Source organism: Falsihalocynthiibacter arcticus, from assembly GCF_000812665.2.
GTDB classification, from domain to species: Bacteria; Pseudomonadota; Alphaproteobacteria; order Rhodobacterales; family Rhodobacteraceae; genus Falsihalocynthiibacter; species Falsihalocynthiibacter arcticus.
Map to the genome: position 1 here is coordinate 498,326 of NZ_CP014327.1, position 25,897 is coordinate 524,222.

The following is a 25,897-nucleotide window of genomic DNA, read 5'->3' on the forward strand; positions in this document are numbered from 1 at the left end:
AGTTGTTTCCTGTTCGCTCGGGCTTTAGAGCCCCTGCTATAGCCTTCATCCCGCCCTTCGGCTGGAATCCCATTGTGTTTGTTGCGTCAAAAACCATATTAGACGCAACAGAACAAGCAATTTACGCGCGGCAAACAGCCGCTTCACCTCTTTTTGGTGTAAAATCTGGAGAATATCCATGCCCAATGATCGTTTTCGCCCTTTCGACACGATAATAGATAAAGCTGCGGCCCTTTCCGTTTTGCAAAATGCAACTGCTGGCGCGGATGATGGCGAATTGTTTTTGGAGCGTCGCAGTTCGGAAGCTTTGGTTTTTGATGACGGACGGGTGAAAACGGCGAGCTATGACGCGAGTGAAGGATTTGGCCTTCGCGCGGTGCGTGGCGAAACTTCCGGCTATGCCCATTCCACAGAAATGACCGTCAAGGCGATGCTCCGTGCGGCAGAAACCGCGCGCCTTGCGGTTGGTGATGGCGGCGGCACTCTCGCCATGGCTCCCGTCCAAACGAACCGGCGCCTTTATTCCGACGACAACCCGATTGAGCAAGCGGCCTTCCCCGTCAAAATCGACCTTCTCAAGGAAATCGATGCTTTCACACGCGGCCTTGATAAACGAATCATTCAGGTTTCCGCGACCCTTGCGGCCTCCATGCAAGAAGTCGAAATCCTGCGCCCCGACGGATTGCACGTCCGTGATGCCCGCCCCATGAGCCGTTTGAACATTTCGGTTATTGTTGAAGCGAACGGCCGTCGCGAATCTGGTGGCACGGGAGGTGGTGGTCGTGCGGCACTGACGGGTTTACTTGAACCGGAACATTGGCAGTCTGTAGCCCGCGAGGCTTTGCGCATTGCGCTGGTGAACTTGCGTGCTGTGCCCGCCCCTGCTGGGGTTATGGACGTGGTACTTGGCGCAGGTTGGCCCGGAATTTTGCTGCATGAAGCGGTCGGGCACGGACTTGAAGGCGATTTTAATCGCAAAGGGACCTCGGCTTTTAGCGGTCTTATAGGCCAACAAGTTGCTGCTAAGGGCGTGACAATTCTGGACGATGGCACAATTCCTGATCGGCGAGGCTCCATTAGTTTTGATGACGAAGGTACTGCTAGTGGCAAGAATGTCCTTATTGAGGACGGCATTTTGGTTGGCTATATGCAGGATCGCCAAAACGCGCGCCTCATGGGGGTTGAACCTACGGGCAACGGGCGGCGTGAAAGCTATGCGCATACGCCAATGCCACGGATGACCAATACTTATATGCTTGGTGGTGACACCCCCCCTGCCGATATTGTTGCCGACCTTAAAGACGGTATTTATGCGGTTGGATTTGGCGGCGGACAGGTTGATATTACGTCAGGCAAGTTCGTTTTTTCATGTACCGAAGCCTATGCCGTGAAAAACGGTGTCATCGGAGATGCCGTCAAGGGCGCTACCCTGATCGGCGACGGCCCAAAGGCAATGCAGAAAATTCGCGCTATCGGCAACGATATGGCCCTTGATCCCGGCATCGGAAATTGCGGTAAGGCCGGACAATGGGTGCCCGTTGGCGTGGGGCAACCGACCCTGTTGATCGGAGGATTGACCGTCGGCGGAAGCGCCGCATAGTGGACCGCGTCCGCGCCTTTGATCCACGCGATGAAGCCGCCCTTGCGGTTTTGTGGCACGACGCGTGGCATGTGGCGCATGGTGCCCATGTGCCCCCAACCTTGCTCCCCAATCGGCAGTTGGCTTATTTCCAACGCACCCTCCAAACCTTTGCCGCGCAGACGCGCGTCATTGGACCGGTGGGTGGACCGTTTGGGTTCTACTTGCGCATTGGAAACTATGTTGATCGACTGTTCGTTGGCGTGCGCAAACGGGGGTATGGCGCCGCACTCTTAAACGATGCCGAAACCGAAATGCGGCGAGAGGGGATATCGGAGGGCGAACTCGGTTGCCTTGTTGAAAACACCCCCGCACGAGGATTTTACGAAGCGCAGGACTGGCAGCTTATCCACATAAAAACTGAGGCAATACTGGAGGAACACGGTGGTGGAACCCTAAACGATTGCATTTATCGCAAAAAGCTTTGAATTCGTTCACCAGTCATTAACCATCCTGATTCTAGTCTGAAGGAGTAAGCAGACGGAGCCACAATGACCGAAGATACTATTTCTTCTACCCCACCCCTCACCCCACCCACCACGGAAGAAATGCGTGCGTCGTGGCTCCGTCTTTTACGCTCTCGCCGCGTTGGTATTTCCACTTTCTACCGCTTGCTTAACGAGCATGGCTCCGCAGAGGTCGCACTTGAAGCGCTTCCGGATGTCGCCCGTGCCGCCGGAGCCTTCGACTATCAAATTTGCCCGATCGGCGTTGTGGAGGCAGAACTCCGCGCGGCTTATAAAGTTGGCGCGCAGATGATTTGTTACGGCGACCCACGCTATCCCAAAACCCTCATGGAACTCGAAGACGCCCCGCCCCTGTTTTGGGCGATTGGCGACACCGCCCTCCTTGCCCGCCCGAAAATCAGTATCGTCGGCGCGCGAAATGCAAGTTCCCTTGGCGAACGCATGGCGCGCAAATTGGCGGCGGGCCTCTCGGAGCAGGGGTTCGTCGTGGTTTCCGGACTTGCCCGCGGCATTGATGCAGTCTGCCATGACGCCGCCCTCAAAGGCGGCACCATCGCGGTTCAAGCAGGTGGGGTGGATAAAATCTATCCCCGTGAGAACACCGATCTTTTCCGGGAAATCGGCGCCAAGGGCTTGCGCATTTCCGAAGACCCCATTGGCCTAACGCCACAGGCCCGCCATTTCCCCAAGCGCAACCGGATCATCTCTGGGTTATCCCGCGGTCTTGTCGTTGTAGAAGCCGCCGCGCGTTCGGGCACTTTGATCACAGCGCGCAATGCCCTCGATCAAGGTCGCGATGTCATGGCCGTTCCGGGGCACCCGTTTGATGCCCGCTCGGCTGGAAGCAATATGCTGTTACGTGATGGGGCGACAATGGTGCGTCACTTGGACGACGTTCTCGAACAACTTTCCGGCATCGTCGGCGATCTTGAACAGACACTCGCGCCGCAAACACCCCAATTCGAAGCTTTCAAAGAACCACCCGCGCGCACCTTGAGCGACACATCACAGCTGCACCAAATGATCCTAAATCGCCTTGGACCGACGCCCCTCGCTGAGGACCAATTGATACGCGACCTTAATCTCTCGGCCCATCAAGTCAGTTCCGAACTTGTAACTTTGGAGATCGACGGGCACATAGAGCGGGCAAGTGGCGGGCTTTTGACGCGTCTAAATTAGGAGTTTCATCACTCCCATTGACAATCAGTCCAATCCGACCACATTTTGCGCCGCCAATAGCTCCCAGTGAGTCGAGAGGAAATTTATGCCCGTTGTTGTCGTTGAATCGCCCGCGAAAGCCAAAACAATCAATAGCTATCTGGGGAGCAATTACACCGTTCTCGCCAGTTACGGCCACGTTCGCGATTTGCCCGCCAAGAACGGTTCCGTCGATACAGACGCCGATTTTGAGATGAAATGGGAAATCGGTTATGACAGCCGTAAACACGTCAAGGCCATCGCCGACGCACTGGCCCTCGACAATGAATTGATCCTCGCGACCGACCCCGACCGCGAAGGCGAAGCAATTTCATGGCACCTTCAGGAGGCCCTGACCAAACGCAAAGTGATAAAAAAGGACACGCCCGTCAGCCGCGTGGTCTTTAACGCCATCACGAAATCTGCCGTCACCGAGGCGATGAAAAACCCGCGTCAGGTCGACACGCCGCTCGTCGAAGCCTATTTGGCCCGCCGCGCACTCGACTATCTGGTTGGCTTTAACCTGTCGCCCGTTTTGTGGCGCAAACTGCCCGGTGCTAAATCCGCAGGGCGGGTGCAATCCGTTTGTTTGCGTCTCATCGTTGAACGTGAGGCAGAAATCGACGCCTTTGATGCGCGCGAGTATTGGTCCGTCAAAGCGATGATTGGCACACCACGTGGCCAACAATTCGAAGCCCGCCTGACCGTATTGGGCGGCAATAAATTAGATAAATTCGATCTACCCACAGCCACCGACGCGGAATTGGCCGTTCAAGCAGTTTCAAGCCGGTCCTTGTCCGTACTCATGGTTGAAGCCAAACCCGCTAACCGTAGCCCGTCCGCGCCCTTCATGACATCGACCCTTCAGCAAGAAGCCAGCCGCAAGTTTGGCTTTGGCGCGCGTCAAACCATGAGCACCGCGCAACGCCTGTATGAAGCGGGTTACATCACTTACATGCGGACAGACGGGATCGATATGGCACCAGAAGCCATCACCGAAGCCCGCGCCGCGATCACCGACAGATATGGTGCCAACTATATCCCTGAAAAACCCCGTGTTTACAAAAACAAAGCCAAGAATGCCCAAGAGGCCCACGAGTGTATTCGCCCCACGGATATGACCTTGGATGCCAGCAAACTGGCGAAACTCGAGGCCGATCAACGCAAGCTTTATGATCTCATTTGGAAACGTACTTTGGCAAGCCAAATGGCCGGTGCGGTTCTGGAACGTACCTCCGTGGATATCGGCTCAGACGACGGCCAAGTTGTGCTGCGCGCGACGGGTCAAGTTGTTGCGTTTGACGGTTTCATGAAGGTCTATACCGAAGGCCGCGACGATACCGATGACGAGGACGAAAAACGTCTGCCGCAAATTTCCGAAGGCGATGCCGCCCCCCTCGTTGAGGGCGCATTGAGTGCTGATTTTGCCAAGGGCGAAAAATCCGACAGCGTTGTTGAAGCTGTAGGTGCCGGGATGCAACGCAACAGCGGCGCAATCATGACAGAAAATGCCGCGATTTTGGGTCAACAGCACTTTACCCAACCGCCCCCGCGTTTCACCGAGGCCACTTTGGTGAAACGCATGGAAGAATTGGGCATTGGCCGCCCGTCGACCTACGCAAGTATTGTGACCACGATTCAAGATCGCGAATATGTGCGCAAAGACAAAAACCGCCTTATTCCCGAAGACAAGGGTAAAATTGTTACCGTCTTTTTGATGAATTATTTCCGCAAATATGTGGGGTATGATTTTACGGCGGACCTCGAAAGCCAGCTCGATGACGTGAGCGCAGGCGAACGGGACTATAAAGAAGTGTTGCGGCATTTCTGGAAAGACTTCTCGGTCGCCATTGGGGAAACCACGGAACTACGGATTTCCGAAGTTCTCGACCACCTTGATGACGTCCTTGCGCCAACACTCTATCCACCGCGCGAAGATGGGTCCGACCCCCGCATCTGTCCAAAATGCGGCGAAGGCCAACTACACCTAAAAACCTCCAAAACCGGCGGTTTTGTTGGTTGTGGCAATTATCCTGAATGCCGTTACACCCGCCCAATTGGTGGCGAAGGCGACGCAACGGGGGAACGTGTTTTAGGCGAAGACGCCGGAGACGAAATCAGCCTGCGTTCGGGACGTTTTGGTCCCTATGTTCAACGTGGCGAAGTCACCGAAGAAAACAAAAAGCCGCCGCGTGCGAGCTTGCCGCGCGGATGGGAACCCGACGCGTTGGACCTTGAAAAAGCTCTGACATTGTTGAGCCTTCCCCGCCAAATCGGCCCACACCCCGAAGACGGGGAAATGGTCGAAAGCAACATCGGGCGCTATGGCCCATATGTGAAGCATGGCAAAATCTACGCGAACATTCCTGATGTAGAGGAAGTCTTTACCATTGGGATGAACCGCGCCATGGAAGTTCTGGCGCAAAAGGCAGTCAAAACGGGCCGTGGCGCGGCCGTCGCCCCGTTGAAGGAACTCGGCGAACACCCTGAAGAGGGCGGCCCAATTAATGTCATGGAAGGCCGCTATGGCCCCTATGTAAAATGGGCAAAGATCAACGCGACAATTCCAAAAGACGTTGAGCCAAACGACGTCACAATGGAACTCGCGCTAACTTGGATTGCGGAAAAAGCCGCGAAGAAGCCAACGCGGAAAAAAGCGGCTCCTAAAAAAGCAGCGGCTAAGAAACCTGCGGCCAAGAAGGCGGCTGCAAAGAAACCCGCGGCAAAAAAGACTGCAGCTAAGAAAGCCCCCGCGAAGAAAACGGCGGCGGCAAAAGCGGATGATGGCGACGTCGTCGAATAGAACAAACCCAAATCTATAAATAATCAAGCCGCGCCCTTCCTAAGGAGCGCGGCTTTTTTCTGCGTCGCAGCAAAGTCGTTGACACGCGCCCGTACAAAAGCAAAACTCCGCCATCGAGAGAGAGCAGTTAGGGAGTTTGAAATGAAAAAGATCTACGGATCAGCAGCCGAGGCCCTTGATGGCTTGCTGTTTGATGACATGTTCATCGCAGCGGGCGGGTTTGGCCTTTGCGGCATACCGGAATTGCTTTTGGCCGCAATTCGGGACGCAGGCACCAAGAATCTGACCTTTGCATCCAACAATGCGGGTGTTGACGATTTTGGTATTGGAATTTTGCTGCAAACCAAACAAGTCAAAAAAATGCTTTCCTCTTACGTCGGAGAAAATGCCGAGTTTATGCGCCAATATTTATCCGGTGAGTTGGAATTGGAATTCAATCCACAAGGTACTTTGGCCGAGCGTATGCGTGCTGGCGGCTGTGGAATCCCTGGTTTCTACACAAAAACGGGCGTTGGCACCGTGATTGCTGATGGCAAAGAACACAAAGATTTCCGTGGCGAGACCTTTATCCTTGAAGAAGGTATTTTCGCCGATCTTTCTCTCGTTAAAGCCTGGAAAGCCGACGAAACTGGCAACCTCGTGTTCCGCAAAACCGCCCGTAATTTCAATCCTCCTGCTGCGATGTGCGGCAAGGTCTGTGTGGTTGAGGTTGAGGAAATTGTACCTACCGGAAGCCTTGACCCTGACTCGATCCATTTGCCCGGCATTTATGTGCATCGGATCATTCAAGGCGATCACGAGAAACGTATCGAACAACGCACAGTGCGGGGGGCCTAGACCATGTGGGATCGCAATCAAATGGCCGAACGGGCCGCGCAGGAATTACAGGACGGCTGGTACGTGAACCTTGGGATCGGCATCCCAACACTCGTTTCCAACTACATTCCCGAGGGCATCGAAGTGACGCTCCAGAGCGAGAATGGCATGTTGGGCATGGGCCCCTTCCCCATTGCAGGCGAGGAAGACGCCGACCTGATCAACGCTGGGAAACAAACGATTACCGAGCTGCCGCAAACCGCATATTTTGATAGCGCGCAAAGCTTTGGCATGATCCGTGGTGGCAAAATTGCCATGGCTATTCTCGGCGCGATGGAAGTTGCCGAAAACGGCGACCTCGCGAATTGGATGATTCCGGGCAAGCTCGTCAAGGGTATGGGCGGCGCGATGGACCTTGTTGCCGGCGTGGGCCGCGTTGTGGTCGTGATGGATCACACGAATAAAAAGGGCGAAAGCAAACTTCTTAAGGAATGCACTCTACCCCTTACTGGACAAAAATGTGTTGATCGCATCATCACCAACTTGGGTGTTTTCGATGTGGTCGAGGGCGGCTTAAAGCTTATTGAACTCGCCGAGGGGGTGAGCGAAGAAGACGCGCGCGCCAGCACGCAAGCCACGTTGGTTTAAGCCGAGATCAGAATATTTAAGGGCTGCATTTCTGGATGTGGCCCTAAATAGTAATCAAAATTTAGCTTTTTTACAGTTTTTGTTCCCAATTTGGAAACAGCATCATATTCTTGCCCTAATTAGCATCTAAATCGCAGGCAATGATGACGAGCACCCATACCCCAAAAACGGTAGAAACCGTCGCGCCCCTGCGCCTGCCGCCTGTGCATAGATGGCGCGACATTGCGCTATTTGCGGGACTTTTCGGGCTGGTGATTGCAGGGCTTTTTGGTATTGCCGCAGCAACAGGTTGGGAAGAAACGTGGACGCACATTAAAAACCTCGCCGTTTGGCAAGTTGCGGTTTTGCTTCTGCTTTCCCTTGTGAACTACGTGATGCGTGGCCTGCGTTGGCATATTTTGGTGCGTCGGTTGGGGCTCGATTTGAACTTCTCTCAAAATCTACGCCATTTTCTGGGCGGCTTTGCAATGAGTGTGACCCCCGGGCGTTTGGGCGAATTCGTGCGTATGCGATGGATTCGCCGTGAAACTGGGGTGCCCGCGGAAAAAACCGCGCCATTGATGTTGATGGATCGGGCGAGCGACCTCGCCGTTATGGCGCTCCTGCTGGCGATCGGTTTACTGGCCGCTGCCAGTGGCCCTCGTGGAGCAATACCCGTCGTTATAGTAGCTTTGATGGTGGCGTTTGTCGTAACGCGCCCCACTTTGCTAAGGTTTGCAGTGAATAGCCTTTATAAAACCATCGGCCGCAAGCCACGCTTTTTTGTCCGCGTCCGGCGCGCGTCCGACAGTCTTGCCCAGTTTTCGCACGGCCCTACGATGTTCATGGCGCTGATACTGGGCGGTATTGGTTGGTTCGCTGAGGGGGCTTCCTTTTACTATTTAATGAGTTGGCTGGGTTCGGACATTTCGCTCGCAACCTGTGTCGTGATCTTTGTCTTTTCAACACTAGCAGGTGGGCTGACGGGCGCACCGGGTGGAGTGGGTGGTGCAGAAGCGGCGATGATCGCGCTGCTGTCGCTCGAAGGCATTCCGCTTTCAATGAGTATTCCGGCGACTGCCGTAATTCGCCTAACGACCCTTTGGTTTGCGATTGCCATCGGGTTTGTGATTTTTCCAATTGCCGAGAAATATTCGAAACGAGGGGCCTATGCGCTGGAAGTCTGAAAAAGTAAGTGGATGGGGCCGCGTGTTGAGCGCATCAAGCGAAGTTGCGCGCCCTGAACGGATGCATGCCTTTGAAACCCTATCCGAAGGTGATTTGGCTCCGGCATTTGGCAATTGCCGCTCTTATGGTGATGCGCCCCTAAACAACAATGGCCGCAGCATTGATATGACGCGCCTTGATCGCATCCTTGAATTTGATGCCGAAACAGGCATTTTGGAAGTCGAAGCTGGGTGCCGGTTGGGCGAGTTGACCCGCCTTTTCGCGCCCCAAGGCTGGTTGCCTGCGGTGCTTCCGGGGACGGGATTTGCGACCATTGGCGGTGCGATCGCGATGGATGTTCATGGGAAGAACCATCACGTCGCGGGAAGTTTCGGCCAACATGTTGTCTCGATCACGCTGCTTGTGGATGGCAAGAAAAAGACGATCTCGCCCAAAAATAATGCCTCCCTTTTCAAGGCCACTCTCGGCGGTCTAGGCCAAACGGGTATTATCCTCTCTGCTAAAATCACGATGCTGCCCTGCAAGGGCGACGTCATCATGGTGACCGAGCGGCGCGTGGATGGGTTTGACGAATTCCTCTCCCTTCTCGACACCTCGTCGGCGACTTATACCGTTGGCTGGATTGACGCGACGGCCAAGGGGAACGCCTTGGGACGCGGCATTTTGGAAGAAGGTGAAACGGGGTCTGGCCTTGTTCCTGCGCGACAGAAATCCAAATCTATCCCCTTCAATGCGCCTAGTTTTGCGCTTTCGCCCCTCACCGTACGCCTGTTCAACAAGCTGTATTTCAAACGGGTGCCAGATCATGGGCGCACATTGGTTAAGCCGATCACCGATTTCTTTTTCCCCCTCGACCGGATTCACGACTGGAACAAACTCTATGGGAAACGTGGTTTCCACCAATTCCAATGTGTTGTCCCAATTGATCAGGCCCCTGCTCTGCGCGAAATGCTCACGCAAATAGCGCATTCTGGATTGGCGAGCCCGCTTGCTGTTTTGAAACGGATGGGTGAAGGAAGCGAAGGGTTTATGTCATTCCCAATGGAAGGCTACGCCTTGGCTGTGGATTTTCCCAACACCGAAGCGGCACGCGTTTTGATCCCGCGGCTTGAAAAACTCACCGCCGAAGCGGGTGGCCGGATTTACTTGGCCAAGGATTCTATGTCCAGTGGCGTACGTATCCGCTCAATGTATCCCGATTATGAAAAATGGCGCGACGAGGTCGAAAAATCCGACCCGAATGGTGCTTTAAAAACCGACCTTATCCGCAGACTCGAGCTTAGGAGCACAAAATGACCGAAACATGGATCATTCTCGGCGCAACCTCGTCCATGGCACGCGCCTTTAGCCGTGCCGTCAGCGAAAAAGGCGCAACTGTCCTCCTTGCAGGCCGAGACATGGACGATTTGAAAACCGCGGCCTTGGATTGCAAAACGCGCGGCGCGCGCAGGGCCGAAGCCGTTAAGTTTGACGCCCGCAAGCCTGAAGGCTTTGAAGCGATCATTGAGCGAGCCTGTGCCGAAGAAGGTCTCATCAACGTCGCCTGTTTTGTCGGCTCGATGCCCGATCAATCGGAAATCGATGCGGACCCGAGTTTGATTGCCGGTGTCGTAACCGACAGCTTCACCGGCCCCGCGTGTTTCTTGCAAATGATCGCCCCCGAGATGGAAGCGCGCGGTGGCGGCGCGGTCATTGGGGTCGGGTCTGTCGCTGGAGATCGAGGTCGTATTGGCAACTATGTCTATGGCGCGGCCAAAGCTGGTTTTCACACCTATCTTTCGGGATTGCGCAACCGTTTGAACCGCTCTGACGTGCACGTGATGACCGTGAAGCCGGGATTTGTGGACACGGCAATGACATGGGGAATCGAGGGCATGTTCCTTGTGGCCTCGCCCGACGACGTTGCAGCAAGCCTGCTTAGGGCCGTGAAGAAAAAGAAAAACACGCTGTATACACCGTTTTTCTGGCGCTACATCATGCTGATCATTCGCTCCATTCCAGAGCCGATTTTCAAAAAACTATCGGTCTAAAACCCGAACCATTGTTGCCAAAGCCCTGCAGCGTAGAACATGAGTGACAGCGTAAACATCAGGATCCCGAGTCCCTTTTTGTCTTTTAACGCAAAGATTATGGGATCGTGGTCCTGTTTACCTTGGTAGCCAAGGACCAACATGCGCACGAGCCAAATCGAAATCGGCAAAAGTGCGAACCAAAGCAATCCTTGGGAGGGGTAGAGGCTCGCGGCGTGGTCTGTGAGGCTGTAGAGAAAAAACAAGATGAGCGCGCCGATAATGCCGATAACCCCTAGATACAAAAGGGGTTTGCGATCTTGGCGCGAATACCCTCGCCCGGGTAAGCACGCATCATCCGTGGCGCCATGTAGTTCAGTTAATCGCTTCACACTTCCTAGGGTTATGAAAATCGGGAAGATAAACACCAACATATAAAGGGAAACGTGAACCCCTCCTGCAGCGGCACCAGCCACGACACGTAGCGTATAGAGCGTCGCAAGCATAATCACATCTACCCAGCGCATCCGCTTTAATCGCATCGAATACGCCAGTGAAATCGCCATATAGAGCACGACGATAGCCATGAACTTCGCGCCCAGTAGGGAACTGATCCCTAAGGTTACAAAAGTCAGCACCACATAAAGCAACATGCCGTGCTTGATGGAAACCGCACCGCTGGCAAATGGACGGTACTTCTTTTTCGCGTGGACGCGATCTGCCTCAAGATCCAAAAGATCGTTAATAATGTAGATGGACGACGCCGCCGCGGAAAAGGCCACAATACCCAGCGCGACACTCAACCATGGCGCAAGCGCGAAATCATGTGCCGCCAAAAGAGGGAGCAAAAGGAGGATATTCTTGACCCATTGATGCGGCCGCATCGCCCGAAGGACGTCTTTTGGAGCGGTGCCATCGTCGATTTCGGTAACAGTACGCCCGCGCGCGCGTAACTGGGCCGCTTCTTTTGGAGCCCCGACAACAATTGCGGCATCGCCCTTCTCCCAAATTTGCATATCAACGGGTTCATTTCCCGCATAGTCAAACCCGCCTTCACCAAACCGTTCGACAAGGGCCGCCGCTTTTTCCGCGCCCTTCATGTTTGTCACACCGTCTGACGCAAATGTTGTGCCTGTGTGCCCACTGGCCTGCGCAACTGCGGACACCAACTTCTGGTCAGACGCCGACGCCAAATGAACGGAGCGCCCCTGCCCCTTGGCTGCTTGTGCGAGGGCCTCGACCTGTGGATTCACGGGCAACAAGTCACAATTTAGATCGGCGATCTCGGCAAGCTTCGCCTTAAGGAACGCGCGATCATTAATATGCGCCATGCAAACCTTGAAGGTTTTGGTTGGATGTTTACCAAGCCCAGCCCAAAAACATTCAAAGAGCATGTCGGTCTTGAGATAGGTTCCATCCACATCCAAGACCAACGGTTTTTGTTCACCCACCTGAAACCTCGTTTTTATTTGCAAAGACACACCCGTCCGAAACCAATTGCGGCGGGGTGAGGCACATTCCGCGTGCGACCTCCCAAGCAGCGAGGACTTTAGGGACGTAGCCCCGTGTCTCTGTATAGGGCGGCACACCGCCGTTTTTGATAACGGCGTTTTCGCCTGCGTTATAACCAGCGAGCACCATCATTGGGTCGCCTTCGAATTTTTCCATCAGCCAATCGAGATAAGCCACGCCCCCCGTGATGTTTTGCTTCGCGTCCGTGGTATCTTTCACGCCAAAGCGCTCAGCCGTTGCAGGCATGAGCTGCATCAGACCATTTGCGCCCGCCGAGGACGTCACATCCGTACGCCCCCCGATTCCACGCTGATAATAGCCAATGCCAAGGCGGGAGAGACTTTCGTACCAATTGTTGCAATCATTATTTCTGTGCCGTGGGCAAAAGTAATGTCCTGCAAGGTTTGCAAGCGTGGACTTAGGTTTGCGAGCCCTGATGGCGCTTTTTTGAGGTGCAACACTGCCGCGCCCAACCTACCCGGTCCAGAATCTGAAATTTTTGGAGAAATAACCGACCAATACCAGTCGAAAGCATCTTTTTTGGGAATGGCCTCTGCCACGATTTTTTCACCGTCTTCATTTTCGTCCAGAGGAACCTCTTCACTCTCTGTTCCATACAGGCGCTCGTTTAATGCACGCGCACGCGCCACGGCGGCCTCCTGCACACGAGCTTGCTCAACGGGATCAATCTGCACCGTAATTTTTGGCGGCGCCCCCCGTTGCGGGACTTTAAGGCGCTTGAAAGTAAAGTCCTCTACGGGCGCTGGCGATTCCGCCTGCGCGCTCATAGCAAAACAAACTGCTACTGCTCCGAATATCCGCCCGTAGATCCGCTTCATGCGGTTTTTATCCTGCTCGTTTATTATTTCTACGTGCAGTGTCGCAAATAAATCGACTTCTCGCTAGCAAAACCCATGAAAAAGATTGGCAAAACGGCCATATTCGGCCCGAAACTCAGCTTCTTTATAAGAAAATTAAAACTATTTTAACTATTAAACCCTTTGTTTTCAGCGCGATAAAGAAAAAATTATCAATAATTAACGTCCCCTTAAATATGTACTTTTCGTGCCCAAATGCTGCCCCAATCCGAAGGCTATATATGTACATCCAAGACGCACACGGGGCCAACAAGAGGCCGGCCTACACAGCGTGAACGTCAGGGCGTGTGAGTAAAATGAATTCTTAGGAGAGACACAATGACTAACTTTATCAAAAACTTCGCAAATGATGAATCCGGTGCCGTAACTGTTGACTGGGTTGTTTTGACAGCCGCAATCGTTGGCCTTGGTGTTGCAGTTCTTGCAACTGTTAAAGACGGTGTAACCGAACTGTCCGAGACTATTTCGACACAGGTTGGCGCGATCACTGTTGACAACGGTCAAACCAAATAAAACTGCCCTGCTAAATGCTTCTTTACGGGATTTGGCCGCAAAAACTCCATGCAACATTCAAGATGGTGCCACATTTTGCCGTCAAACTTCATACAAGATCTGAATTCCTCAAACAATCAAACTCAAAAAGGATTAACAACATGACAAAATTTATCAAAAACTTCGCAAGCGACGAATCTGGTGCCGTAACTGTTGACTGGGTTGTTCTTACCGCTGCAATCGTTGGCCTTGGTGTCGCAGTTCTGGCAACGGTACGTGACGGCGTAACAGAATTGTCCGAGACTATTTCAACACAAGTTGGCGCGATCACTGTTGATAACGGACAAACTAAATAAAATCCAAGCACACTTTGGTTTGGGCATGCCGCGTTCCTTATTGGAGCGCGGTTTTTTTGTTGGGCATTAGCATTTGTGAACACAAACATACCGTGTGAAATGCAAAAATCTGCCACAATCCCGCCCCACAATACCTACAGATCTCGGTGAGAAAATCGGTGTTAAATATCCTACAGAAAGAAGGAATGAAGCCATGACTAACCTTTTCAAAGCTTTTGCAAAGAGCGAATCCGGCGCAGTCACTGTTGACTGGGTTGTATTAACGGCGGGCATCGTCGGTTTAAGTATTGGTGTGATTTATTCACTCGCAAGCTCCTCATCCAATGTCGCGAGTAACATCAGCGAACAAGTGGCCGAAATTGAAGTCATTTCCGATTGATCTTTGTTTCCGTTTTAGAGGGAATTCTTAATTTTCCCGCTGAAACACCACGGATTTGACACAATCAGCGCGCAATATTGGTTATCGAGTAACGGCTTTTCCGGCAGCTGTCTGAGAAAAGCAACAATAATGAAAGGGCAGAAAATGCGATTGGTTTTTGGATTGGTCCTCATGCTTGGTTTAGGCCTAGCTGGTTTCGCAGTATATACCGCAAAGGGCTTCATTGAAGGCAAAGAAAACCAGTTGGCCCGCGAACGCGCTGCTGCTGCGAAAATTGTTCCGACACTTGATGTTTATGTAGCGACCCGCCGCGTAGTATATGGCGAGCGTCTTACTCTCAAAGACATCAAGACAATTGCCTGGCCAGAAAATGCGATTCCTGAAGGTGCTTTTACTTCGGAAGAAGCGCTTTTCTCTAAGGGGAAAGATGAGCCACGTACAGTGTTACGCACCATGGAGCTCGGAGAGCCCATCATGGCAGTCAAAGTTACCGCCCCCGGCGAAGATGCTGGAATTACCTCGCGGCTAACCAAAGGAATGCGCGCGTTTGCCATCAAAGTTGACGTGACAACTGGTGTTTCCGGGTTCTTGCGTCCGGGTGATCAGGTTGACGTTTATTGGTCCGGTTCTAGCAACGGTAATGATGTGACCAAACTTATCGAAACCAACGTTCAGTTGATTGCCGTCGATCAGACCGCGAATTCGGACCGCTCCGATGCGGCGATTGCACGAAACGTAACTGTAGAGATCACGCCACAGCAGGTTGCGGCATTAGCGCAAGCGCAAGCAACCGGTCGCCTTGCCCTGTCACTTGTCGGGGCTCAAGATGACACAGTTGCTGATGCAAATATCGAAATCAACCAACGAGACCTATTGGGCATCGTTACCCAACAAGTCGTGGAAGTCGAACAACAAGAAGTTTGTACTATTCGAACACGTCGAGGCGCAGAAGTTGTTGAAATCCCAATTACCTGTACCAATTAGAACATTCTAAAAATCTGAAGGGCGCACACTCTATATAGAGTCTGCGCCCGAACCCAATCACAACAGATTGTTTTGTGTTGCGACTTATCCACATCAATATCCCCCCTCAATGCATTGATTCTTGCAATGAAAATTGCTTTGCGTCATTGTAGTTTTAAAATGGGCAACAAAAGACCCAATAAATAGAGGCGTGGTCGGAGAGGCGGGATCACAATGATGATCAAAAAAATACTTACAGCAGCATGTTTTGGCGCAATTTTGGGCTCAGCAGTCCCACTATCAGCACAAGCAGAAACACTTAAAGTCCTGCGGGGATCGACCTCAACTGCGTTGAGCGTCCCCATGAACCGCGCAGTCGTTGTGGAAAGCGAAACTCCTTTTGCGGAGCTTTCCATCGCAAACCCAGGTATCGCGGACATTTCCACACTTTCTGATCGAACGATCTATGTTTTGGGCAAAGCCCCCGGACGGACGACGTTGACCCTCCTTGGAGGCGACGGAAATCTTCTTACAAACGTAGAAGTTCAGGTCACACCAGACATCGCTGAATTCAAAGAGCGTTTAAAACAAATCCTTCCAAGCGAGCAGATTCAAGTCCGCACAGCAAATGACGGAATAGTCCTTTCTGGTACGGTATCGAGCATTGCACGTTTGGATCGTGCGATGGACCTTGCGCAAAGATACGCTCCTGAGCGTGTCTCCAACCTCATGGTTGTTGGCGGAAATCAGCAAGTCATGCTGAAAGTTCGCTTTGCCGAGATGAACCGCTCCGTACGCAAAAGTCTAAGTGCAAGCGTCGGAGTTACGGGTCTCATCGCAAATGGTTCGGTTGGCACAACGGCAGGGTCTGGCCAGTATGCCAACAGCACGCTGTTAAACAACGCGATCAATAATGGCTCCACAGCGTCGACGAATGAACGCGCAGGCGCAATGCTCTTTGGCTTCAACGCGGGTGCAACTCAAGTTGCTGTTATGCTCGAAGCTCTTGAAAGCAAAGGTGTTGTACGCACACTTGCAGAACCAAATTTGACCGCCATTTCCGGACAAGAAGCCAAATTCTTGGCGGGTGGCGAGTATCCAGTTCCTGTCGCAAGTGAATCGTCAAATGGGGGCTCAACCACAACAGTTGAGTATAAACCATTCGGTATTTCGCTTAATTTCATTCCACGCGTAGTTGATAATGACATCATCAACCTGTCCCTTAACGCCTCGGTTTCGAGCCTCGATACTTCAAACGGCATTGACGTGAACGGTTTCCGCATTGACGCCTTCAAAACGCGCGAGACCTCGACAACAGTTGAGATGCGCGACGGTGAGAGTTTTGCTATCGCCGGCTTGCTGATGGATGACTTTCAGGACCTTAACAGTCAGGTTCCATGGGTCGGGGACATCCCTATTCTTGGGTCTCTTTTCCGCAGCGCCGAATACCAACGGGCCCAAACTGAACTTGTGATCATCATCACACCTCACTTGGTCACCCCAACACGCGGCGAAGCCCTTGCTCTTCCAACGGATCGCATTCGAATCCCGACCGAAAGTGAGCTCTTTCTCTTTGGCAAAGTTGCCGGTTCAAAAACACCTAAAGGCGTTGCCGGGGAAGTTGCCAAGCAAGAATTTGGCGGATCCTACGGTTACGTGATGGAGTAAGTAAATGCAGCGGTTTATGTCTAAAGCAGCCTTCGTAAAATCTTTCGCAATGGTTAGTCTAGTTGCAGTCGCCTCTTGTAGTACAGAAGCTGGCTCGGAATTGGACGAAGGCAGTTTCGGAAACCCGACCATGAACAATATATTGGTCGAAACCGGACAAAAATCTTATGCCGTCGATTTGGCAAAGCGTTTTGCTGAAGAAACACCGTCAACAATCAATTTCGCATTCAACTCATCCCAGTTGGATGACAACGCCCGCGCCGCACTTGCGATTCAGGCAAAATGGATTGCCCAGTTCCCTGAAATGAAGTTCAAAGTCTATGGCCACACCGATCTGGTTGGCTCTGTGGCTTACAACAAGGCCTTGGGACTGCGCCGCGCACAAGCTGCGGTTAACTATATCGAAAGTCAGGGAATTAGCCGCAGTCGCCTTGCGGCTGTTGTGTCATACGGTAAGTCTCAGCCTTTAGTTGATACCAACAATCCAAATCGCGAAAACCGTCGTACGGTTACCGAAGTTGACGGATTCTTAAAGAATCACCCGACCGTTCTCAATGGTAAGTATGCTGAAGTTGTATTCCGTGAGTATGTTGCAAGCGCAGCTTACCAAACCGAACTGACTGGAACAGGTGCTGCCGGAAACAGTCAATAGTCTCAAGATACCGCACAATTATAGCTTTTTGGCCCTAATGTTGCCCAGATTGACTGCCATTCTCAAAAAATGGGAGCAGTACACGCAGAATGACTTGCGTGTATGGGCGACAACGGGACGATCCATCACTTGAGCAGTGTAATGTGGGTTGTCATTTAGAACCGTTTTCGTCCTTTAACAGAAGGACGTGAGGCAAATGACGAGTAACGCAATGCTGCAGCCAGAGTTGGCACCGATCGTAGCGTGTACCATCTCTCGCGATGTGCAAAACTTCGATCTTTTGATCGAGGACATGGAAACAGAACTCGGCGAGAGCTGGGGAGACTTGACGTTCCAAGACGCACTCGCTTTTTTAGGACAAGATGAAGCCCAAGGACTTGAGTTCGTCGCCATCGCGGTTGACGACCAAGACGAAGAGGACCTGTCCCTTATATCCAACCTGATCACTGCGGCGAAAACCTCGGATGTTAAGGTGATATTGATCGCCGACGATGTGAGCGCCATTGCTCTGCACAAATTATTGCGGTTGGGCGCGGATGATTTCATCCCCTACCCGCTTCCAGAGAACGAACTGCATGAAGCCATCGAACGGCTTCGCCAGAAACCAAGCATTGCAGCCGCAGCGGTGGCGGAGGTTCCACTTACAACCACGCTTAAGGCGACCAATGACCATAGTGGCGTTGTTCTACCGGTCCACGGACTTGCCGGAGGCACCGGCGCGACGACTTTCGCTGTGAACTTGGCGTGGGAACTCGCGACAATCGACAAAAAGAACCCACCACGCGTATGCTTGCTTGATCTGGATTTCCAGTTTGGATCCGCATCCACATTCCTGGATTTACCGCGTCGTGACCTCGTTTATGAAATGTTGACGGATACCGACACGATGGACAGTGAAAGCTTCATGCACACGCTTTTGTCCTATAACGAAAAGCTCCACGTGTTGACGGCGCCTGCGGAAATCTTGCCGTTGGATATTATTGGCCCAGAAGAAATACTAAAAATCGTTGAAACCGCACGGATCAACTTCGATTACGTCGTCATTGATATGCCCTCAACTTTGGTCGCGTGGACAGAAGCAGTTCTTCAGCAAGCGCATATTTACTTCGCAATGGTTGAATTGGACATGCGCTCTGCCCAAAACGCATTGCGCATGATCCGCGCCCTTAAGGCCGAACAATTGCCCTACGAGAAAATGCGTTTCGTACTCAATCGTGGGCCAAAATTCACCGATATTGCAGGTAAAACGCGGGTCAAGCGGATGGCGGAAAGCCTGGATATCCACATCGAAGTCCAGCTGCCAGACGGCGGCAAGCAGATCGTGCAAGCAAATGACCACGGCCAACCGCTAGCCGAAAGCGCTCCGAAGTCTCCGCTTCGCAAAGAAATTCACAAACTGGCCCTGTCGCTACACAAGCACAATTTGGCTGAAGCTACAGGATCGTAAGGGGTTACCATGTTTTCACGTTACAGCAAAAAAGACGCCGTAAAATCAACAGCTAAGATTGTTGAAGCCGCTCCAAAGGTCACCTCAAGCGCTCCCAAAGCGCCGAGCCTTCGTAAGGCATTGGTCGCAGGAGCCGCAGCACCGCAAGACAAAGAAGTTAAACGCAAATCCCGTCTCAGCGAGATCAAAGTTGAGATTCATAGTCGCCTATTGGACAACCTGAACTTAGCGGCCTTGGAAAAAGCGAGCGAAAAAGATTTGCGCGCCGAAATTCTTGCCATCGCGAGTGAGTCCCTGGAAGACATGGGAGTTGTTCTCAATCGTGAAGAACGCGCCGCGCTGAACGGGGAACTTTTTGACGAAGTGACCGGCCTTGGGCCGCTTGAACCTCTCCTGAGGGATGAGACCGTGAACGATATTCTCGTGAATGGCCCACAGCAAATATTCGTGGAGCGCGACGGGAAACTGGAACTCACCAGCATCACTTTCAAGGACGAAAAGCACCTTCTCCGGATTATCGACAAAATTGTTTCCGCCGTTGGCCGTCGTGTTGATGAGAGCAACCCTTATGTGGATGCGCGGCTTCAAGATGGCTCTCGTTTTAACGCCATGGTGCCCCCTGTTGCCGTAGACGGCAGCTTGGTTTCAATTCGTAAGTTCAAAAAGGACAAGCTGGGCATTGATGATCTGGTAAACTTCGGTGCCTTCACCGAGGAAATGGCCGCCTATCTTCAGGCCGCCGTTGCCACGCGCCTGAACATCATCGTTTCTGGCGGTACTGGCTCGGGTAAGACCACAACGTTAAACGCGCTTTCGTCCTTCATTGATAACGCCGAACGCATCCTAACAATCGAGGATACGGCGGAGCTTCAACTCCAGCAAACACATGTTGGACGCATGGAGAGTCGCCCGCCAAACGTTGAGGGCAAAGGCGAAGTTTCCGCGCGCGACTGTTTGAAAAACGCTCTTCGGATGCGCCCAGACCGTATCATTGTTGGGGAGACGCGTGGCGAAGAAGTTATCGACATGTTGCAAGCCATGAACACGGGCCACGACGGCTCTATGACCACAATCCACGCCAACTCGGCGCGTGATGGCGTTAGCCGTCTGGAAAATATGATCGCGATGGCCGGCATTGAGATGCCGCTCAAGGCTGTGCGCAGCCAGATTTCTTCGGCTGTTAACCTCATCGTTCAAGCCAGCCGCCTTCAAGATGGCTCGCGCCGCATGACCTCGATCACCGAGATCACGGGCATGGAAGGCGACGTGATTTCGATGCAGGAAATATTTAGATATCAACGTGTTGGACTAACCCCCGATAACAAGATTATTGGTCACTTCACAGCCACAGGTGTGCGCAGCCACTTCTCAGAGCGGTTCCGCATGTGGGGTTATGATTTGCCAGCCACCTTGTTTGAACCCACCAAAATGGCCGCGGAGTAAATGTTATGATTATCAGTGCAGCCCCTCTGATTTACGTCCTCATTTTCGTATCGGTATTGGTCCTTGTTGAAGGGATCTACCTGACGGTTTTTGGCAAATCCATTAGCTTGAACAGTCGCGTAAACCGACGCCTTGATATGCTGGAAAAAGGCGGCGGGCGGGAACAAGTTCTCGAACAACTTCGCAAGGAAATGGGGCAACACCTCAAATCGCGCGGCATTCCTCTCTATTCACTGTTGGCTGTTAAGGCGCAAAAAGCGAACATCGCCTTTTCACCCGCACAGCTTATTCTCGTGATGGTCGGGATGGCGGGCGTTGCCTTCCTCGGTCTGACAATCGCCACGGGGGCTTCCGCGCCAATTCGCGTTGGACTCGCAATCTTGATGGGTATCACCGCCGTTTTTATGTGGGTGAATGGCAAGGCCAAAAAACGCATGGCACTGCTCGAAGAGCAACTGCCAGACGCAGTTGAGTTGATGGTGCGCTCCCTGCGTGTTGGGCACCCCTTTTCGTCTGCAATTGCCATTGTCGCAAAAGAAGTTGCCGATCCCTTGGGAACCGAAATGGGCGTCATTGCCGATGAAAATGCCTATGGTCGCGACGTTGGCGAAGCGCTAAAACACTTAGCCGAACGCATGGATATGCAGGATTTACGCTTCCTTGCGGTTGCCGTGACGATCCAGCAGATTTCCGGTGGCAACTTGGCCGAAATTTTGGACGGATTGGCGAAAGTTATCCGAGCGCGTTTCAAACTTTTCCGCCGCGTGAATGCGATTACCGCAGAGGCTAAATGGTCTGGTATGTTCCTCTCCGGCTTCCCGCTTTTGGCCCTTGTTGGCATCAGCGTCCTTCAGCCAGATTACTATGACGGCGTGAAAGAAACCTCTGTCTTTATCCCCGCTTGCCTCGTTGTGGCTGGCTTCCTCACGGCGAACATTTTCGTAATGAGATCGCTTGTGAACATCAAAGTTTAGATCGGAGCACATCATGGGACTTATTGATACTTTCAAAACAATGCTGATCGACAACTTTGGGGATGTCACTGTCGGGCTTGCGATTATTGCTGGCGCCCTCGGAATTCTCCTCATTTTGGGCACCCTTCCGTTCTTAATGCGCAAGACGGTCGACCCATTGGACAAGCTGCGCCAGACACGGACCAATGGTGAGCAAGGCAAAACGCAAGCCTTGCGGTCGGGCAAGAACGACAAGTTGGAAAAATATTCCAACTTCTTGGAGCCACAAGACGAAGAAGAATACTCCGCTGTGCGCTTGAAACTTTTACAGGCTGGCTATCGCGATAAAACCTCGGTGCGCACCTATCATTTTGCACAATTCGCATTGGGTATTTTGGCGCTTATCCTTGGGGCCATCTATACTTTGACCCAATCAGGTTCAGAAGATGCGGGCCTGCAATCGTCGATGATGAGCATCCTCCTTCCCGGAATTATCGGTTATATGGCCCCAAAATACTGGGTAAACCGTCGTCTCCAAATGCGCCAAGAGGCGATCATCAACGGCTTTCCTGACTCCCTCGACTTGATGCTCGTCTGCGTCGAGGCGGGGCAATCCATGGACCAATCCATCCTCCGCGTAAGTGAAGAAATCCGCGCAGGATTTCCAGATTTGGCCGATGAGTTTGCCATCGTTGCCCACGAATCCAAAGCGGGTAAGGACAAGGTGCAGGTTCTCAACGACATGGCCGAACGCTGTGGTGTGCAAGACGTACGTAGTTTTGTGACCGTTTTGAATCAGTCCCAGACCTTCGGGACATCCATTTCCGATGCGCTCCGTGTATATGCTGAAGAAATGCGCGACAAACGGGTGATGCGGGCCGAAGAAAAGGCCAACAAATTGCCAACAAAAATGACTTTGGCCACGATGATGCTGACAGTTCCGCCACTATTGATAATTCTTATTGGCCCATCGGTTTATGGTATTGCCACAACACTAGGAAGTGCGGGACTCTAGGTGGCATGACAGCCACGAAATTTGTTCTCCTCTTTGCCAGTCTCTTCTTAACCGCCTGTGATCCCACGGGCGGTTCTGGCGTGAATGGTACTCTCGCTCCCGGTGTTAGCTCCGAAAACGGCGTAGATGGCCTTCTCGTAGGACACCGATTGATGGAAGCTGGCGAATATGAACTCGCCCTCAAAGCCTATTTACGCGCCGCCTCCGAGCAGGGAATGACCATAGATGTGCTCAGCGCGCTTGGTTCGGTGAACCTGCGTCTTGGTCGACTAGGACAATCTGAAAAACTGTTGCGACAAGCTGTGAAGAAGGACCCCACTTTCGTTCCTGCATGGAATAACCTCGGGGTTGTCTTGATGGAAACTGGCCAAACGGGTGAAGCCAGCCGCGTATTCCAAACGGCTTATGCCTTGGATAGTGGCGAAAGCGACTCAATTCGCAAAAATCTTCGCTTAGCGCTCGAAAAAATTGACAATACGACCTATGCTGAGGAAGATGTAAGTAATTATGAGTTGGTTCGGCGTGGTAGCAGCAGCTATTTACTCCTCGCAACTCCACGAGAGAATTGAGCAGTAAAGGACGCAAAAATGCGCCATCCAATTTTTCTAACGCTGTGCTTGAGCAGTGCAATAGCTCTTGCCGCCTGTGAAGACTCGTCGAATTCAGCCGATGTCAAACGTGCGATAAAAGACATTAACGTCATTGACGAGAGCAACCTGAACGACATCATGTTGACGGTTGCAGATCCAAATGAAGGCGTTCTCTATTACAAAAAAGCCGTCCTCAGCGACCCCAGTCGGATGGATTTCCATCGGGGCCTTGCGGTGTCTTTGGTGCGTGCCAAGAAACCCGATGAATCTTTGAGCAGCTGGAAAACCGTTGTTGCAAGCAGTGAAGGGACAAGCACCGATCAGGTTGATTACGCTGACGCGCTGATCCGATCCAATAAGTGGGATGAAGCCGAAGTTGTGCTGGATCAAGTCTCCCCCACAGTCGAAACTTTTAAACGGTATCGCCTCGAAGCTATGGTCGCGGACTCGAACAAAGAGTGGACCAAAGCGGATAGTTACTATGAAACCGCGGTAGGACTGACAACGACACCGGCAAATGTTTTGAATAACTGGGGCTACTCGATGCTGACCCGTGGGAATTACGCACGGGCCGAAAAGCTCTTTGGCGAGTCAATTTCCTATGACACCAAACTATTCACTGCCAAAAATAATCTGGTATTGGCTCGGGGTGCACAGCGCAATTACGAAATGCCTATTGTCCCCATGACCCAAGAAGAGCGTGCTTTGTTGCTTCACACGATGGCCCTTACCGCCGTCAAGCAAGGGGATGTGGCTACCGGCAAAGGTCTCCTCAAGGAATCGATTGATACCCATCCACAGCACTTCGAAGCGGCTGTTCGCTCCCTGACTGCCCTTGAAGGTGGCGCTTAACTTTGGATTTAGCACTTTCCGCTAGCGCGGCGAAAGTCTTCTTGCCTTTCGTCCTGCCCATTTGTGTTTGGGTCATGTTTAGCGATCTTAAGCACATGAAAATTCGCAATACGGCCGTCCTAGCGTTGGTCGCGATCTACGCGGTTATCGGCTTTTTCGCCCTCCCTTTAGATGTCTATTTTTCCGGATGGATGCAGGGGCTTGTTATGCTCGTCGTGGGCTTTGTTGCCGCAAGCATAGGTTTAGTGGGCGCAGGAGACGCAAAGGTATTTGCCGCGATTTCCCCTTTCGTTGCGCGAGAGGATATCCCGAAATTTACGATTTTACTCGCAACCTGTTTGCTCGTCGGATTTGTTGCGCACCGGCTTGTGCGTGCTTCGCCTTTGGCGAAAAAACTCGCGCCCGAGTGGGAAAGTTGGCATCGCAAAAAAGAGTTCCCTGCGGGGATCTCTCTAGGATTTTTGCTCGCGCTCTACCTCATTCTTGCTGCTTTTTTCAACGTCTAAGACGTCGATCCGAAAGAACCCATAAAGCGGCGTTTCATCCAAGGGCGTTAACAAAACATTCTCGTGGGCTTGGATCTCCGCGAGCATGGCATTGCGTACCGACAGAAGCGCGGGGCATTTGGGCACAAGAAGATATTCAGCGTTTTCAAACCCCGGCAGCCCGCCATAATACCACGGGGCCGATCCTTTTGCGGGCATCATCCCCGCTTCGATCCAATGCGCCGAAACCACGTCAGCAACATAAAGTGCCCCGCCCTTTGCGGGAATAATCTGGGAAATCGCACCCGAAATCGCATGAACTGTCGCAACCACACCCGTTTGGTTCTGACACTCGGGGAACACTATCCCACCTAACATGCGTGGTTCCTTTTCAAGAGGCTCCGAAACAAACCCTTCAAGACCACTCGCACCGCCATCCACCCTCTGAAGGGTTGAAACGGATTGGCTTCGGATATTTGCTGTCTGAATATCCTCCGCGACAATCGGAAGAAATGGCGCGTAAGAGGCTGTGTTTACGGCGTAATGGTGCAAACTGCTTGTCAGGACGTTCAGATAAATAGGAGCAACAATCGCAAACGCCGCGCCGGTAATTATTGCTGCTGCTCCGCGCATACTCCAGCCCATTGCATTGCGCATATCTCGATCCGGACGGTTTGCCATAAGGAAAACCATGAGAAAAATGAGCCAGATCGGGTCGTTGCCAAAATTCTGGAAAGTGATGTAGTAGAAGCCCGGCAAGCAGATGAGAAGGAGAAAGGCCGCCTTGCCTTGATCTGATTGTCGAAGCGTCACGCAGGCCATAAACGCCACAATTGACGTTGCCAAATACTGCGGCGCGGTCAAAAGACTCATGAGACTTTCACCAGGAAACGGCCGATTTTTAGACGTAGCGACCCGTATCAAATCATCAAAATAGGCACCCCAAAATGTGACCCCCATCACCAAGGTTGTCGCAGCAACGACTCCGAGGCCTGCGAAAATGGCAACGCCAAGGCCCTTATTGTTTTTGTGCAAAAGTAGGCCAACCACAACTGGCACGGTGAACCCCAGAAAAAACGTCACCTTCAAAAGAGCCAGAACGGCCATTATTACCCCAATGGCTGCCCCTTCAAACATGCGCGCTCCAGAAGAGGGTTTACGCGGCATCAAAACAGCAAGCGCAAGACCTGTCAGGCCAATCGCCCAAGCCCACCGGTTGTAATGTACCGAAATTGAGGAGGATGTATCGGTTTGCCCGCCAACCATCGAGGTCGCAATCGCAAGGATACTCACCCCAAAAAACACCGCACCAACCGGCCCAAGTCGCGAAACGCCAACCCAAACAAGAGCGGGTAACAAACAAAGTGCGAGCCCCAATTGAACGATTGCGAAGCTCATCCCAAAACCAACGTCAAAATTAGCCACCCAAAGTATCGGCGCGAACGCAAAAACTCCGATGGGCGTTT

Annotated in this window: 24 protein-coding genes and 1 pseudogene; 22 read left to right on the forward strand and 3 right to left on the reverse strand. The window is 52.4% G+C overall.

From position 1 onward, the window contains the following. Nucleotides 1-178 precede the first annotated feature (178 nt). From tldD to RC74_RS02500, 9 genes are all read left to right on the forward strand, one after another. Nucleotides 179-1,600: a metalloprotease TldD gene (gene tldD / locus RC74_RS02460; protein WP_039001474.1), complete on the forward strand. Its 1,422-nt coding sequence runs from the start codon at nucleotides 179-181 to the stop codon at nucleotides 1,598-1,600. Next, nucleotides 1,600-2,067 (forward strand): GNAT family N-acetyltransferase, encoded by a 468-nt coding sequence (locus RC74_RS02465; RefSeq protein ID WP_052274740.1) that lies wholly within the window; start codon nucleotides 1,600-1,602, stop codon nucleotides 2,065-2,067. Before tldD ends, RC74_RS02465 begins: the two co-directional genes overlap by 1 nt. 63 nt (nucleotides 2,068-2,130) lie before the next feature. Next, entirely contained in the window at nucleotides 2,131-3,285 is a 1,155-nt protein-coding gene (gene dprA, locus RC74_RS02470; protein WP_039001475.1) for a DNA-processing protein DprA, read from the forward strand. Between the two features lie 85 nt (nucleotides 3,286-3,370). Next, the gene (topA, locus tag RC74_RS02475) at nucleotides 3,371-6,106 is read left to right on the forward strand and encodes a type I DNA topoisomerase (RefSeq protein WP_039001476.1); all 2,736 of its coding nucleotides are present in this window, start codon (nucleotides 3,371-3,373) and stop codon (nucleotides 6,104-6,106) included. A 141-nt stretch (nucleotides 6,107-6,247) separates the two neighbouring features. Further along, nucleotides 6,248-6,943 (forward strand): CoA transferase subunit A, encoded by a 696-nt coding sequence (locus RC74_RS02480; RefSeq protein ID WP_039001477.1) that lies wholly within the window; start codon nucleotides 6,248-6,250, stop codon nucleotides 6,941-6,943. Between the two features lie 3 nt (nucleotides 6,944-6,946). Next, entirely contained in the window at nucleotides 6,947-7,570 is a 624-nt protein-coding gene (locus RC74_RS02485) for a CoA transferase subunit B (RefSeq protein WP_039001478.1), read from the forward strand. A gap of 143 nt (nucleotides 7,571-7,713) precedes the next feature. Further along, the gene (locus tag RC74_RS02490) at nucleotides 7,714-8,736 is read left to right on the forward strand and encodes a lysylphosphatidylglycerol synthase transmembrane domain-containing protein (RefSeq protein ID WP_082802393.1); all 1,023 of its coding nucleotides are present in this window, start codon (nucleotides 7,714-7,716) and stop codon (nucleotides 8,734-8,736) included. Continuing rightward, nucleotides 8,720-10,033 (forward strand): FAD-binding oxidoreductase, encoded by a 1,314-nt coding sequence (locus RC74_RS02495; protein ID WP_039001479.1) that lies wholly within the window; start codon nucleotides 8,720-8,722, stop codon nucleotides 10,031-10,033. The genes RC74_RS02490 and RC74_RS02495 overlap by 17 nt, the downstream gene beginning before the upstream one ends. Beyond that, on the forward strand, nucleotides 10,030-10,767 hold the full coding sequence (locus RC74_RS02500; RefSeq protein ID WP_039001480.1) for an SDR family oxidoreductase: 738 nt from the start codon (nucleotides 10,030-10,032) through the stop codon (nucleotides 10,765-10,767). Before RC74_RS02495 ends, RC74_RS02500 begins: the two co-directional genes overlap by 4 nt. Here RC74_RS02500 and RC74_RS02505 read toward each other — a convergent pair. After that, nucleotides 10,764-12,197 (reverse strand): UbiA family prenyltransferase, encoded by a 1,434-nt coding sequence (locus RC74_RS02505; protein WP_039001481.1) that lies wholly within the window; start codon nucleotides 12,195-12,197, stop codon nucleotides 10,764-10,766. The genes RC74_RS02500 and RC74_RS02505 overlap by 4 nt on opposite strands. Beyond that, a pseudogene (locus RC74_RS23660) lies at nucleotides 12,190-13,046 on the reverse strand (lytic transglycosylase domain-containing protein). Before RC74_RS23660 ends, RC74_RS02505 begins: the two are co-directional and overlap by 8 nt. A 408-nt stretch (nucleotides 13,047-13,454) precedes the next feature. Between RC74_RS23660 and RC74_RS02515 the strand changes: the two are divergent. The 13 genes from RC74_RS02515 to RC74_RS02575 all read left to right on the forward strand — a co-directional run bounded on the left by RC74_RS02515 (nucleotide 13,455) and on the right by RC74_RS02575 (nucleotide 24,452). Then, nucleotides 13,455-13,649: a Flp family type IVb pilin gene (locus RC74_RS02515; RefSeq protein ID WP_039001483.1), complete on the forward strand. Its 195-nt coding sequence runs from the start codon at nucleotides 13,455-13,457 to the stop codon at nucleotides 13,647-13,649. A gap of 140 nt (nucleotides 13,650-13,789) precedes the next feature. Continuing rightward, nucleotides 13,790-13,984: a hypothetical protein gene (locus tag RC74_RS02520; RefSeq protein WP_039001537.1), complete on the forward strand. Its 195-nt coding sequence runs from the start codon at nucleotides 13,790-13,792 to the stop codon at nucleotides 13,982-13,984. 193 nt (nucleotides 13,985-14,177) lie between these two features. Then, nucleotides 14,178-14,363 carry a hypothetical protein gene (locus RC74_RS02525; protein WP_039001484.1) on the forward strand — a complete coding sequence of 62 codons (186 nt, stop codon included), beginning with the start codon at nucleotides 14,178-14,180 and terminating at the stop codon, nucleotides 14,361-14,363. Between the two features lie 144 nt (nucleotides 14,364-14,507). After that, nucleotides 14,508-15,347: a Flp pilus assembly protein CpaB gene (gene cpaB, locus RC74_RS02530; protein WP_039001538.1), complete on the forward strand. Its 840-nt coding sequence runs from the start codon at nucleotides 14,508-14,510 to the stop codon at nucleotides 15,345-15,347. A 213-nt stretch (nucleotides 15,348-15,560) separates the two neighbouring features. Next, on the forward strand, nucleotides 15,561-16,994 hold the full coding sequence (locus tag RC74_RS02535) for a type II and III secretion system protein family protein (protein ID WP_039001485.1): 1,434 nt from the start codon (nucleotides 15,561-15,563) through the stop codon (nucleotides 16,992-16,994). 4 nt (nucleotides 16,995-16,998) lie between these two features. Next, nucleotides 16,999-17,646 carry an OmpA family protein gene (locus RC74_RS02540; protein ID WP_082802163.1) on the forward strand — a complete coding sequence of 216 codons (648 nt, stop codon included), beginning with the start codon at nucleotides 16,999-17,001 and terminating at the stop codon, nucleotides 17,644-17,646. Between the two features lie 196 nt (nucleotides 17,647-17,842). Next, nucleotides 17,843-19,093 carry a CpaE/TadZ family protein gene (locus RC74_RS02545; RefSeq protein WP_039001486.1) on the forward strand — a complete coding sequence of 417 codons (1,251 nt, stop codon included), beginning with the start codon at nucleotides 17,843-17,845 and terminating at the stop codon, nucleotides 19,091-19,093. A 9-nt stretch (nucleotides 19,094-19,102) separates the two neighbouring features. Beyond that, the gene (locus tag RC74_RS02550) at nucleotides 19,103-20,536 is read left to right on the forward strand and encodes a TadA family conjugal transfer-associated ATPase (RefSeq protein ID WP_039001487.1); all 1,434 of its coding nucleotides are present in this window, start codon (nucleotides 19,103-19,105) and stop codon (nucleotides 20,534-20,536) included. A 5-nt stretch (nucleotides 20,537-20,541) separates the two neighbouring features. Beyond that, a complete protein-coding gene (locus RC74_RS02555) occupies nucleotides 20,542-21,510 on the forward strand; it encodes a type II secretion system F family protein (protein ID WP_039001488.1) in 969 nt (322 codons plus the stop codon). Nucleotides 21,511-21,523: 13 nt separating this feature from the next. Then, a complete protein-coding gene (locus tag RC74_RS02560) occupies nucleotides 21,524-22,504 on the forward strand; it encodes a type II secretion system F family protein (protein WP_039001489.1) in 981 nt (326 codons plus the stop codon). A 5-nt stretch (nucleotides 22,505-22,509) separates the two neighbouring features. Beyond that, the gene (locus RC74_RS02565) at nucleotides 22,510-23,073 is read left to right on the forward strand and encodes a tetratricopeptide repeat protein (RefSeq protein WP_039001490.1); all 564 of its coding nucleotides are present in this window, start codon (nucleotides 22,510-22,512) and stop codon (nucleotides 23,071-23,073) included. An 18-nt stretch (nucleotides 23,074-23,091) separates the two neighbouring features. Then, nucleotides 23,092-23,946, forward strand: a complete 855-nt coding sequence (locus RC74_RS02570; protein WP_039001491.1) for a tetratricopeptide repeat protein — start codon at nucleotides 23,092-23,094, stop codon at nucleotides 23,944-23,946. 2 nt (nucleotides 23,947-23,948) lie between these two features. Further along, on the forward strand, nucleotides 23,949-24,452 hold the full coding sequence (locus RC74_RS02575) for a prepilin peptidase (protein ID WP_039001492.1): 504 nt from the start codon (nucleotides 23,949-23,951) through the stop codon (nucleotides 24,450-24,452). Here the strand turns inward: RC74_RS02575 and RC74_RS02580 are convergent. Further along, the gene (locus RC74_RS02580) at nucleotides 24,399-25,856 is read right to left on the reverse strand and encodes a hypothetical protein (RefSeq protein ID WP_156477401.1); all 1,458 of its coding nucleotides are present in this window, start codon (nucleotides 25,854-25,856) and stop codon (nucleotides 24,399-24,401) included. The two genes, RC74_RS02575 and RC74_RS02580, sit on opposite strands and share 54 nt — an antisense overlap. Between the last annotated feature and the right edge of the window lie 41 nt (nucleotides 25,857-25,897).